This is a genomic window from Cupriavidus sp. WS, assembly GCF_000395345.1.
In the GTDB taxonomy this organism is placed as follows: Bacteria; Pseudomonadota; Gammaproteobacteria; order Burkholderiales; family Burkholderiaceae; genus Cupriavidus; species Cupriavidus basilensis_B.
Genome location: NZ_AQPL01000010.1, coordinates 1 through 12,020, shown reverse-complemented (window position 1 = coordinate 12,020; position 12,020 = coordinate 1). Strand labels below are relative to the sequence as shown.

The 12,020-nt window shown below is 71.3% G+C and carries 8 protein-coding genes and 1 pseudogene; 4 read left to right on the top strand and 5 right to left on the bottom strand.

Going from position 1 to position 12,020, the window contains the following annotated elements:
- The 4 genes and pseudogenes from K206_RS43535 to K206_RS0100470 form a co-directional block, all read left to right on the top strand.
- Positions 1-1,086 (top strand): annotated as a pseudogene (locus K206_RS43535) (hypothetical protein); the annotation flags it as partial.
- A gap of 147 nt (positions 1,087-1,233) precedes the next feature.
- Positions 1,234-3,147, top strand: a complete 1,914-nt coding sequence (locus K206_RS0100480; RefSeq protein ID WP_020200442.1) for a tetratricopeptide repeat protein — start codon at positions 1,234-1,236, stop codon at positions 3,145-3,147.
- Between the two features lie 138 nt (positions 3,148-3,285).
- Positions 3,286-4,509 carry a cation:proton antiporter gene (locus K206_RS0100475; RefSeq protein ID WP_029043058.1) on the top strand — a complete coding sequence of 408 codons (1,224 nt, stop codon included), beginning with the start codon at positions 3,286-3,288 and terminating at the stop codon, positions 4,507-4,509.
- On the top strand, positions 4,509-5,624 hold the full coding sequence (locus tag K206_RS0100470) for a YbdK family carboxylate-amine ligase (protein WP_020200440.1): 1,116 nt from the start codon (positions 4,509-4,511) through the stop codon (positions 5,622-5,624). Before K206_RS0100475 ends, K206_RS0100470 begins: the two co-directional genes overlap by 1 nt.
- A gap of 60 nt (positions 5,625-5,684) precedes the next feature.
- On the opposite strand, the gene K206_RS0100465 is transcribed toward K206_RS0100470, so the two are convergent.
- The 5 genes from K206_RS0100465 to gcvP all read right to left on the bottom strand — a co-directional run bounded on the left by K206_RS0100465 (position 5,685) and on the right by gcvP (position 11,913).
- Positions 5,685-6,422 (bottom strand): MBL fold metallo-hydrolase, encoded by a 738-nt coding sequence (locus tag K206_RS0100465; RefSeq protein ID WP_020200439.1) that lies wholly within the window; start codon positions 6,420-6,422, stop codon positions 5,685-5,687.
- A gap of 76 nt (positions 6,423-6,498) precedes the next feature.
- Positions 6,499-6,822 (bottom strand): EthD family reductase, encoded by a 324-nt coding sequence (locus K206_RS0100460; RefSeq protein WP_020200438.1) that lies wholly within the window; start codon positions 6,820-6,822, stop codon positions 6,499-6,501.
- Positions 6,823-6,923: 101 nt separating this feature from the next.
- Positions 6,924-8,300, bottom strand: coding sequence for an L-serine ammonia-lyase (locus K206_RS0100455; RefSeq protein WP_020200437.1), 1,377 nt, complete (start codon positions 8,298-8,300; stop codon positions 6,924-6,926).
- Between the two features lie 37 nt (positions 8,301-8,337).
- Positions 8,338-8,880 carry a DUF421 domain-containing protein gene (locus tag K206_RS0100450; RefSeq protein ID WP_020200436.1) on the bottom strand — a complete coding sequence of 181 codons (543 nt, stop codon included), beginning with the start codon at positions 8,878-8,880 and terminating at the stop codon, positions 8,338-8,340.
- A 108-nt stretch (positions 8,881-8,988) separates the two neighbouring features.
- The gene (gene gcvP, locus K206_RS0100445) at positions 8,989-11,913 is read right to left on the bottom strand and encodes an aminomethyl-transferring glycine dehydrogenase (protein ID WP_020200435.1); all 2,925 of its coding nucleotides are present in this window, start codon (positions 11,911-11,913) and stop codon (positions 8,989-8,991) included.
- Between the last annotated feature and the right edge of the window lie 107 nt (positions 11,914-12,020).

Sequence of the window (12,020 nt, the reverse complement as noted above, 5' to 3'; positions counted from 1 at the left end):
CCGCCGCCGGCCCGCGCCGGCTGGCGCATGCTGATGAGCGGCGCCTTCGTCAGGGACATGCGCGCGCTGCTGGAGCAGTTGCGCTGGAAGACGCCCGAGACGCGCCATTTCCATTTCGACGGCGCGGTGCTGGCGGCGTGGGAGGCGGCGGTGTCGCGCCCGCTGCTGTCGTGGGGCCAGCTGTTCCACGCGCTGTGGATCGGCGCCATCGCGGCCAGCGTGGCGCTGATGATCCTGGTCATGCACGAGGAGCGCGCCGGGCGCGGCGCGGTGTCGCCGTGGCTGGCGCTGGGCACCTGCGGCGCCGTGCTGGCGGCGCCGATGCTGCTGTGGATCTGGTACGTGCGGTGCTGGCAGCAGGCCGTCACGCAGCGGCTGGCGCGCTGGCGCGCGCGGCCCGGCGTGCAGTGGAGCTGGTTCGGCCTCCATGCCGTGATCGGCGCGTTCGCCATGTTCGCGGGCACGCTGCCGCGGCTCTACGGCTGGTTCGTCGGCGCCGAGCTGTATGCGCTGCTGCTGGCCTTCGCGCTGCTCTACCTGCCGGCGCTGCAGCGCATCGGCGTGGGCGGCGCGCTGACCATCGGCGGCATGTACGTGGTGCTGTCGGTGCCGCTGTTCGCGCCGTTCGCGCACGCGCTGGCGTTCCCGCTCGGCCTGCTGCTGGCCTGCGCCAACCTGTCGCTGGTGCTGCCCACGCGCGCGTGGCTGCGCCAGCGCCACCGCGCGCGCCTGCTGCAGGGCCAGTGCGGGGCGCTGGCCGCGGGCGCCGCGCTGCTGGCCGCGCAGATGCGGTGGGACCTGTCGGCCGAGCCGTGGCTGGCGGCGGTCGCCTGGCTGTGGTTCAACGCCGCCGTGTTCGGCGCCGATCCCATTCTCGACGGCCGCCTCAAGGGCTGGTGGCTGGCGCTGCTGCTGGTCCTGTGCAGCGTGGCCGGCGCGCTGCCGGTGCACGCGGAAACCACGCCGCTGTTCCGCGCCGAGGCGGTGGCCTGCGTCTACCTGCTGCTGGCCGGCCTGTTCGAGTGGTCGGACCTGCGCGGCGCCGGCCGGCCCATCAAGTCGGCCAAGCCGGCCCGGCGCACCTGAATGGGGCAGGCGGCCGCGCCGGGCTTCCCGCGCCGGCCTGGCCGCCGCGAAAACAGGCCGGGAAGGCCCCCTTCCACTGCGGACCGGGAAACCCGCGCATGGCGCATAATCCCGCACTCGCCCATGCCACCCCAGAAGGAGCTGTCCGTGTCCGTGCAGGAAGTCAGTTACGACCACGCCATCGAGCTAGCCAATGCCGAGCGCTACGACGAGGCGCTGGTCATTCTCGACCAGCTCTCGCAGGCGCAGCCGCAGGTGGTGGATTTCGACTGCCTGCGGGCGCGCTTGCACTTCGACCGCGGCGACGCCCCGCAGGCCTTCGCCGTGCTCGACGCGGCGCTGGCCAGGCTGCCCGGGCTGGACCTGCATCCCGCGCACCGCTGGTCCTCGCGCGGCATGATCGCGCACCGCTACGGCATGCTGCTGATGAGCATGGAGCGCTTCCAGGAAGCGCAGCCGTGGCTGGACGAAGCCGCGCTGCGCAACGGCCTGTCCTCCGGCGAGTGGAGCGCGCGGCTGCATGCGGGGCTGGCGCATTACCGGCTCGGCGACTTCGCCGGCGCCGGCGCCTACTGGTACGACCTGCTGTACCGCGCGCCGGACCTCGGCGCCGAGGAAATCCTGGCGCAGGCCGCGGCGCACGTGAACGCCGCCGGCGAGCGGGCCGAGCCGATGCTGCGCCTGTGCCTGGCGCGCATCGGGCTGGACAACCCCGACCTGCTCGAGCTCGACGAAGCCGCCGGCGACGCGTTCGCCGCCGAGCAGGCCGGCATCGTGCTGGCCGCCCGCCCGGACCACCCGCACGCGCGCCGCATCCGCGCGCCGCTGCGCTACCGCGCCGGCGAGCTCGACGGCGCATGGGATGACCTCGCCACCTACCAGCGCCAGGCGCCCGACCCCAAGGCCCAGGTGCGCGAGCTGGAATGGCGCCACCAGGCCGGCGAGGACCAGCCGTGGACGCGCTTCGCCTTCGCGCAGAACGCCACCGACGCGGCCGGCTATTACCACGCCGGCGTGGCGCTGGCCGAGTTCATCGACGCCGTGCCGGCCGCCGAGGCGGCGCTGGCGCCGCACGTGGTCAATGCCTACCGGCTCGGCCTGGCGCGCTTCGAGCGGTATTTCGCCAGCGGCGAGGGCGGCTACGACGACGCCGACCCGCACCTGTACTCGATGCTGTGCCACAACCTCGCGCAGCGGCTCGACGGCGCCGACCAGCGCGCCGAGCGCATCGCGCTGCACGAGAAAGGCATCGCGGCGAGCGAGTTCATCGAGCACTGGATCGACCTGCTCGATGGCCTGGTGGCCGGCGGCCAGCACGCCAAGGCGGTGGAAGTGGCCGGCGACGTGCTCAACCGCTACCCGCTCGAGCGCGACCCGGCCAACGTGGGCTGGGTGTTCAGCCGCCTGATGGATGCCTGGAAGGGCATCGGTGGCTTCGAGGTGACGTCGGCGGCGCGCGACGCGCTGGCCCACATGGACGCCCGCGCCGACGCGCTGCCGGTGGAAGAGCGCAGCCAGGCCGCCCACGCGCTGGCCCACGCGCGCGCGCATTTCGCCGGCCTGCTGCGCAACGGCACCGCCAGCATGGACCAGCACGACCGCACCGACGCGCTGGCCGAGATCGAAGCCCTGCAGCGGCGCGCGCTGCTGATCGAGGACGCCTGGCTGTACAACGCGTTCGGCCTGGTGTGGCGCGACCTCGGCACGCCCGAGCGCGCGCTGCCGCTGTTCGAGCAGGCCATCGTGCTGACCGAGGGCGATCCGTGGGACCAGGCCCTGCCGCGCGTGCAGCGCGCGCTGATCCGCAACGGCGACAAGCTGCACGCCGAGGCGCTGGCGGACTTCGAGGCGGCCTTCGCCGCGCGCGACCGCTGGGACGGCGAGGCCTGGCTCGGCGCGGTCGAGGCCGCGCTCGGGCTGGCGCAGCGCGAGACCGCGCTGGCCTATTTCGACAAGGCCCGCGCGGCCGGCGCGGCGCAGGGCCGCACGCGCGCGCAGTACGCGCGCATGGAAACCGGCCTGCGCGCCACGCGGCCGGCGTGGAAGTTCTGGGGGGTGTAGCGGGCTGCCCGCAGGACGCTCCAAAAAACGCCATCCCGCCAGATGGCGTTTTTTTATGCATGAACGCATCACGTTCCCTGCAACTTACGTGCCCTGTCGGACAAACTCTGACACGGAATGTCATGGCGCTCCGTTACCATGTCACCCATGAATGGACTGAGCCAATTGTTTCCAAGCCTGCCGCTGGCACCGGGCGGACTGTTCTGGGTCGGGCTGGCGCTGGTCGGGGCGGGCCTGGCGGGCGAGGTGTGCCGCGGCTACCTGCGGCTGCCGCGCATCGTCGGTTATGCCGCCACCGGGCTGCTCGCGGGCATGCTCGGGCGCGGCATCGTCACCGACGACATGATCGCCCAGACGCGCATCCTGATCGACATGGCGCTCGCGCTGGCGCTGTTCGAGCTGGGCCACCGCCTGTCGCTGACGTGGCTGCGCGCCAACCGCTGGCTGCTGTTTACCAGCGCCTTCGAGAGCCTGCTGACCTGGGGGCTGGTGGCGGCCGTGCTGCAATGGATGGGCGTGACGCCGGCGGTGGCCATCCTGGCCGGCGGCATCGCGGTCAGCACCTCGCCGACCATCGTGCTGCAGCTGAAGAACGAACTGCGCGCCGACGGACAAGTGACCGAGCGGCTGCTGGCGATGGCCGCGCTCAACAGCATCTATGCCGCGGCCATCGTGCAGGTCGCCACCGGCTGGCTGCATTCGGAGTACGGCAACCTGGGGGCCGCGCTGCTGCATCCGCTCTACCTGCTGGTGGGTTCGTGCCTGCTGGCCTGGGCGGTGGGCAAGCTCGGCCACGCCATCTACGCGCGCATGGCCTCGGACGACCACTACAGCTTCCTGGTGCTGGTGGGGCTGGTGCTGTTCACGCTGGCGCTCACGCGCGTGCTCAAGCTGTCGATGCCGCTCACGCTGATGCTGGCCGGCGTGGTGTTCAAGCACCAGGACAGCCAGCCGCGCGTGTGGCCGGCGCACTTCGGCAGCGCCGGCAGCCTGCTCATCATCGTCATGGTGGTGTCGCTGGGCCTGCCGCTGACCGCGCACGACTGGGCCATCGGCGGCGCCGCCGCGGTGGCGCTGGTGCTGCTGCGCCACCTCGCCAAGCTGGCCGGCGTGGCCTCGCTGGGGTCGTTCTCGGGCCTGAGCCTGCGCCAGTGCGTGGCGCTGGGCCTGGCGCTGGCGCCGATGTCGGGCCTGGCCTACCTGCTGATGAGCGACGTGGCGCGGCTCTATCCCGCCACCGGCGAGCCGCTGGCCGCCATCATCCTGTGCACGCTGGCGATCGAGCAGTTGCTGGGGCCCGCCGTGGCCGCCTGGGCACTTCGCTATGCGGGCGAGGTCAGAGGCAATGGAGGAGGGCGCTGATGTCACTCGAACCGTTCAAGCACTCCGAGGCGCTGACCTTCGGCGTGGAGCTGGAGCTGCAACTGGTCAACCGCCACGACTATGACCTGGCGCCGTTCGCGCCGGACCTGCTGCGCGCGCTCAAGGGCGCCCAGCACGCCGGCGACATCAAGCCCGAGATCAGCCCGTCGATGATCGAGATCAGCACCGGCATCTGCCACAGCTACGCCCAGGCGCTGGACGAGCTCGGCACCATGCGCGACCTGATGGTGGACGCCTCGCGCTCGCTCAACCTCGGCATCTGCGGCGGCGGCACGCACCCGTTCCAACAGTGGGCCGACCGCACCATCTCCGACTCGCCGCGCTACCAGTACATCTCCGAGCTGTACGGCTACCTCGCCAAGCAGTTCACCGTATTCGGCCAGCACGTGCACATCGGCTGCCCGAGCGCCGACGAGTCGCTGTTCCTGCTGCACGCCATCGGCCGCTACGTGCCGCACTTCATCGCGCTGGCCGCGTCGTCGCCATTCGTGCAGGGCGTGGACACCGGCTTCGCCTCGGCGCGGCTGAACTCGGTCGCGGCCTTCCCCATGAGCGGGCGCGCGCCGCACCTGCTGACCTGGGATGCGTTCACCGCCTACTTCGAGAAGATGCGCAAGACCGGCGTGATCGAAAGCATGAAGGACTTCTACTGGGACATCCGCCCCAAGCCGGAATTCGGCACCATCGAGGTCCGCGTGATGGACACGCCGCTGACCGTGCAGCGCGCCTGCGACGTGGCCGCCTACATCCAGGCGCTGGCGCGCTACCTGCTGCTGTCGCGCCCGTTCATGCCGCAGGAAGACGATTACCTGGTCTACACCTTCAACCGCTTCCAGGCGTGCCGCTTCGGCCTCGAAGGCGAGTACGTGCATCCCAACGAGCTCACGCGCATGCCCATCGCCGATCACATCGTGTCGATCTGCGACGCGCTGGTGCCGCACGCCGAGGCGCTCGGCTCGCTCGACGCGCTGGCCAATATCCGCGCGCTGGCGCGCAGCCGCGACGGCGACGCCGAGCGCGTGCGCCAGATCGACGCCGACACGCGCAGCCTGCGCGAGACCGTGCGCCAGACCTGCGACAGCTGGGCGGGCTGAACCGCCGCGCTTTCTGCCTTCCTCCTTCCGCCTCCCGGGCCTGGCTCGCGCCGTCCGCCGCTAGGCCCCGTGCGGCACCTGCTCGCCGTCGCGCAGCCCGAGCCGCTGGTTGGCGGGCACGGCCACGTCCATCAGCCTGGGCCTGGGCAGCATGAGCTGGCCCATGATCTCGATGAACTGGGCGCGCGTGCGGCCGGCCACGCGGCTGTTGTGCGCGCGCTCGTGGCCGATGGTGGATTCGGTGCGGCCCTTGTAGTCGTGGGCGGGATAGACCAGGGTGTCGTCCGGCAGCGTGAAGAGCTTGCGCGTAAGGCTGTCGTACAGCGTGCCGGCGTCGCCGGACTGGAAGTCGGTGCGGCCGCAGCCGTCGATCAGCAGCGCGTCGCCGGTGAAGACGCGGCGCACGGTGCCCGCCGGCGTGGGTTCTTCCCACAGGTAGCTCATGCTGCCGGCGGTGTGGCCGGGCGTGTGGATCGCGCGCAGCACCTGGGTGCCGAACCGCAGCGTGTCGCCATCGATCAGCTGCATCTGCGCGGGGCGGATGTCGCAGCCCGAGGGCGCCGCGGTGCGCGCGCCGGTCTGCTGCGCGAGGTGGCCGGCCGAGGTGATGTGGTCGGCATGCGCATGGGTTTCCACCACCCATTCCAGCCTGGCGCCGCTGGCCTGCAGGCAGGCCAGGTCGCGCGCGAGCTGGCGGTCGACCGGGTCGATCAGCAGCGCCTCGCGCGTGGCGGCGTCGATCAGCAGGTAGGTGTAGGTCGACGAGGTCTCGTCGAACAACTGGTGGAAAGTCTGCATGGCGGCCCGCCCGGTCGGTGGTTTGCTCGCATGATAGCGCCGCGGCACGCGCGCGCGGCGCCATTCTTGCCGGTCGTCAGCCGATCTCCACCACTTCGCTGACCTGCACCACCGGCACCGCGTCGGTGTAGTTGGGGATGTCCTGCTGCAGTTCCTTGCCCGCCGCCCTGGAGGCCGCCGCGAACTCGGGCAGCGAATCGAACAGGATGTGGCACATCGCCGTGTAGGCCGGGTCGGAGCCCGGCGCGCCGCCACCCAGGCCGCGCTCCACCGCCACGCCGCGGTAGCCGGGCTGGGCGCCGTACAGCTCGGCCACGCGCGGCATGTGGCGCGCGCGGTAGTAGTCGAAATCGAACCTGCCGTCCTTGCGGTACGGATAGAGGATGCTGATCTTGATCATGCCGGGTCTCCGTTGTGGCGCGCGTGGCGCGTCGTGATGGCGTAGCCGGGCTAGCGTAGCAGAAAGCGCCGGTTCGGCTTGCCACGGGCGACGCGCGCGCCTCAGCACTCCACGATGTTCACCGCCAGCCCGCCGCGCGCCGTTTCCTTGTACTTGGTCTTCATGTCGGCGCCGGTCTCGCGCATGGTCTTGATGACCGAGTCGAGCGACACGTAGTGCTCGCCGTCGCCGCGCAGCGCCATGCGCGCGGCGTTGACGGCCTTGACCGAGGCCATCGCGTTGCGCTCGATGCACGGGATCTGCACCAGCCCGCCGACCGGGTCGCAGGTCAGCCCGAGGTTGTGCTCCATGCCGATCTCGGCGGCGTTCTCCACCTGCCCGGGCGTGCCGCCCATCACCGCGGCCAGCGCCCCGGCGGCCATCGAGCAGGCCACGCCGACCTCGCCCTGGCAGCCGACCTCGGCGCCGGAAATGGAGGCGTTGAGCTTGTACAGCATGCCGATCGCGCCGGCGGTCAGCAGGAAATCGATCACGCCCTGCGGGCTGGCGCCCGGCACGAAGCGGTCGTAGTAGTGCAGCACCGCCGGGATGATGCCGGCCGCGCCGTTGGTGGGCGCCGTCACCACGCGCCCGCCGGCGGCGTTTTCCTCGTTGACGGCGATCGCGTACAGGTTGACCCAGTCCATCACCGAGAGCGGATCGGCCAGCGCGCGCTCGGCGTGCTCGGTCAGGTTGCGGAATAGCTCGGGCGCGCGCCGCCTGACCCTGAACGGGCCGGGCAGCTCGCCGTCGGTGCGGCAGCCGCGCGCCACGCACGCCTGCATCACCGCCCAGATGCGCAGCAGCCCGGCGTTGACCTCGGCTTCGCTGCGCCACGCGCATTCGTTCTCCATCATCAGGCGCGCGATGCTCTTGCCGCTGGCGGCGGCCATCTCCAGCATGGCGCGCCCGCTGCGGAACGGGTGCGGCAACTGCCGGTCGGCGTCGAGGATGTGCGTGTTGGCGGCGCCGGCCGTGACCACGAAGCCGCCGCCCACCGACAGGTAGCGCCCCTCGCGCAGCGGCTGCCCGGCCGCGTCGAAGGCATGGAACTTCATGCCGTTGGGATGCTCGGCCAGCGCCTCGCGCCGGTAGAAGACGATGTGCTCCTTCTCCACGAACGGCACCGGGTGCGTGCCCAGCAGCGCCAGCGTGCGCGCCGCGCGCAGCGCGGCCAGGCGCTGCTCGATGGTGTCGGGATCGACCCCGTCGGGCGTCTCGCCCAGCAGGCCGAGGATGACGCCGCGGTCGGTGCCGTGGCCGCGCCCGGTGGCGCCGAGCGAGCCGTACAGCTCGACGCGCACGCTGGCCACGCGCGGCAGCAGGCCGTCGCGCGCCAGCCCCTGGGCGAACATCAGCGCCGCGCGCATCGGGCCGACGGTGTGCGAACTGGACGGGCCGATGCCCACCTTGAACAGGTCGAAGACGCTGACTGCCACGGCATGGCTCCTGGGGGCGGGACTGCTGGCGCCGGCTTCAGATCGGCGCGTCGCTATCGTTGTTGATGGGGGTGCGCCACAGCGAGGTGGCCGCGTCGCGCGGCGTGGCGGGCGCGTCCTTCCTCACCATCACGCTGATGGTGCCGTCGTTCTCGAGAATGGCGAAATGCACATCCGCCACGCGCTCGCAGCCGGCATGGCGCAGCGCCTTGTGCAGGTCGTCGCGGCTGATGAGGGCGTTCTTCATCACGTCGGGATAGATCTGCCCTTCGTGGATCAGCACCTGCGGGCGCCCCTCCACCACGTTCTCGAAGCGCCGGCTGCGCCAGCTCAGCCAGGCCAGCAGGAGGTTGGCGCCGATCAGCGTCACCGCCAGGATCAGGCCGGCGGTGACGGAGTTGTCGCCGGCGTTCATCGAATTCTGCACTGCGTTGGACAGCACCAGCAGCAGCACTAGGTCGAGCGAGGTCAGCTGCCCGATCTGGCGCTTGCCCGAGAGCCGCAGCAGCACCAGCAGGCTGCCGTAGACGATCAGTCCGCGCAGGACGAATTCCCACCAGGGGGCGCTGAGATTCCACATCGGCCAGACCTCCGCTCAGGCGCGCCGGCACGTGCCGGCGCCTGCCTGCCGCAGCATAGCGCGGCGGCGGCGTCCGCGTCTGCCGGACGCCGTCCGACCAGTCCGCGTTCAGTCCTGCTGCGCGTATTCGCTCATCGGCACGCACGAGCAGAACAGGTTGCGGTCGCCGTACACGTTGTCGGCGCGGCCCACCGGCGGCCAGTACTTCTGCGTGCGCAGCGAGGCCACCGGGTAGGCGGCTTCCTGGCGCGTGTACTTGTGCTCCCAGGCGTCGGCGGTGATGACCGCGGCGGTGTGCGGCGCGTGCTTCAGCGGATTGTCCTCGCGGTCGAAGCTGCCGTCCTCCACGCGCGCGATCTCGCCGCGGATGGCGATCATGGCGTCGATGAAGCGGTCCAGCTCGTGCAGCGACTCGCTCTCGGTCGGCTCGATCATCAGCGTGCCCGGCACCGGGAAGCTCATGGTCGGCGCGTGGAAGCCGTAGTCCATCAGGCGCTTGGCCACGTCCTCGTTGGAGATGCCGGTGGCCTTCTGCAGCGGGCGCAGGTCGAGGATGCACTCGTGCGCGACCAGGCCGTGCTGGCCCGTGTACAACACCGGGAAGTGCGGCGACAGGCGGCGCGCGACGTAGTTGGCGGCCAGGATGGCGTTCTCGGTGGCGGCGGTGAGGCCGGCCGAGCCCATCATGGCGATGTACATCCACGAGATCGGCAGGATGCTGGCCGAGCCGAACGGCGCGGCCGCGACGCCGCCGATGCCGTTGTCGTCGCGGCGGTAGCCCACGCTGTCCTGGTTGGGCAGGAAGTCCGCCAGGTGCGCGCCGACCGCCACCGGGCCCACGCCCGGTCCGCCGCCGCCGTGCGGGATGCAGAAGGTCTTGTGCAGGTTCAGGTGCGAGACGTCGCCGCCGAACTGGCCCGGCGCGGCGGTGCCGACCATCGCGTTCATGTTGGCGCCGTCGACGTAGACCTGGCCGCCGTGCCTGTGCACGATCTCGCAGATCTGCTGCACGCCCTGCTCGAACACGCCGTGCGTGGACGGGTAGGTGATCATCACGGCGGCGAGGTTCTGGCTGTGCTGCTCGGCCTTCTTCGCCAGGTCGGCGAGGTCGACGTTGCCGTGCTCGTCGCAGGCCACCACCACCACCTTCATGCCGGCCATCTGCGCCGAGGCCGGGTTGGTGCCGTGCGCGGACGACGGGATCAGGCAGATGTCGCGGTGGCTTTCGCCGCGGCTGGCGTGGTAGGCGTGGATGATGAGCAGGCCCGAGTACTCGCCCTGCGAGCCGGCGTTGGGCTGCAGGCTCACGGCGGCGTAGCCGGTGGCCGCGCACAGCATGGCTTCGAGCTGGTCGATCATCTCGCGGTAGCCCACGGTCTGGTCGAGCGGCGCGAACGGGTGGATGTTGCTGAACTCGGGCCACGTCACCGGGATCATCTCGCTGGTGGCGTTGAGCTTCATGGTGCACGAGCCGAGCGGGATCATGGTGCGGTCCAGCGCGAGGTCCTTGTCGGCCAGCGCGCGCAGGTAGCGCAGCATCTCGTGCTCGGCGTGGTGCGTGTTGAACACCGGGTGCGTCAGGTAGGCGCTCTGGCGCGCCAGCGCGGCCGGGAAGGCGTCCTGCACGGTGGCTTCGAGCGCGTCGAACACGGGCACCGGCTTGCCCTGCGCGAAGATCTCCCACAGCGCGACCACGTCCGCGCGCGAGGCGGTCTCGTCCAGCGAGATGCCGATGCGGTTGGCGCCGGCATGGCGCAGGTTGATGCCGCGCGCGGTGGCGGCCGCGTGGATGGCCTCGGTGTGGAAGCCGCTCACCAGCGTGAGGGTGTCGAAGAAGGCCGCGTTGGCGCGGGTGTAGCCGAGCGCCTCCAGGCCGGCGGCCAGCGTGGCGGTCAGGCGGTGCACGCGCTGCGCGATGCGCTTGAGGCCGTGCGGGCCGTGGTACACCGCGTACATCGACGCCATCACCGCCAGCAGCACCTGCGCGGTGCAGATGTTGGAGGTGGCCTTCTCGCGGCGGATGTGCTGCTCGCGCGTCTGCAGGGCCAGGCGGTAGGCCTGGTTGCCCTGCGCGTCGATGGTCACGCCGACCAGCCGGCCCGGCATCGAGCGCTTGAACGCATCCTTGACCGCCATGTAGCCGGCGTGCGGGCCGCCGAAGCCCAGCGGCACGCCGAAGCGCTGCGAGTTGCCGATGGCCACGTCGGCGCTCCATTCGCCGGGCGCGGCGATCAGGGTCAGCGCCAGCAGGTCGGCGGCGGCCACCACTAGGCCGCCGGCGGCGTGCACGGCCTCGGCGATGGCGCGGTAGTCGGCCACGTCGCCGTTTACGCCCGGGTATTGCAGCAGCACGCCGAACGCATGCGCGCCGGCGGCGTCGGCCGCGGGCCCGACCTTGACCTCGATGCCCAGCGGCAGCGCGCGCGTGCGCACCACTTCCAGCGTCTGCGGCAGCACGTCGTCGGCGACGTAGAAGGTATTGCTGGCGTGCTTGTTGACCCGCTGCAGCAGCGTCATGGCCTCGGCCGCGGCGGTGCCTTCGTCGAGCATGGAGGCGTTGGCGATGTCCAGGCCGGTCAGGTCGGTCACCATCTGCTGGAAGTTCAGCATGGCTTCCAGGCGGCCCTGCGAGATCTCCGGCTGGTACGGCGTGTAGGCGGTGTACCAGGCCGGGTTCTCGAAGATGTTGCGCAGGATGACGCCCGGCGTGAGCGTGTTGTAGTAGCCCTGGCCGATGAAGCTCCTGAGCACCTGGTTCTTGCCGGCCAGCCCGCGCAGTTTCGCCAGCGCGGCTTCCTCGGTCAGCGGCTCGGTGAACTCGCCCAGCGGCATGCCGTCGCGGCGGCGGATGGCGGCGGGGATGACGGCGTCGATCAGCGCGGCGCGGCTGCCGTAGCCGAGCACCTCGAGCATGTGCTGCTGCTCGGCGGCGTCGGGGCCGATATGACGGGAAGCGAAGGCGTCGCGCGCCTCCAGTTCGGCCAGCGTGGGCCGGGCACCTTGGGCGGCGGTGGTGGGAAGCGGGGCGTTCATGGCAAGAACCTCGTTGGGCGCGCGGCGGCAGGTGGTCGGCCTGGCCGCCGCGCATCGGTATTCAGTCGCCGTTCCCGCGGCATGGCGGCCGCGCGGGAACGGCGGGG